Genomic DNA, 305 nt, shown 5'->3' with positions numbered 1-305 from the left:
ATTTAGAGGGCTAAAAAAGAAGATGACATGGATACCTGGATTTGGGCATTAGTATTAATCACTGCTGTTTGGGTAGCTCATCGGGGCGCTGAACATTTGTCAAAGCCTCTAAAAATGTTAAGAAAACAATGGGCTTTTCAGTGGTGCCGGTGGAGCCTTAATTGGTTTGGCAGCTGCAAGTCCCAAGATAGGCATCAACATCACAGTGCTGTGACCGGTATTGGTGAGATAGGTTTAGGAACCATTTTTGTATCAAATGTTATTGCCATTCCTTTGATGGTCATTACTGCTTACATTGCGACCAG

Annotated in this window: 1 pseudogene; it reads left to right on the top strand. The window is 42.6% G+C overall.

Annotated features, from left to right (window positions below):
• Positions 1 to 27: 27 nt before the first annotated feature.
• A pseudogene (locus tag HC175_RS24065) lies at positions 28 to 305 on the top strand (sodium:calcium exchanger); the annotation flags it as partial.

The organism is Salinimicrobium oceani (assembly GCF_012037645.1).
The sequence above is the reverse complement of the archived record's forward strand: the minus strand, read 5'-3'. Positions and strand labels throughout refer to the sequence as shown.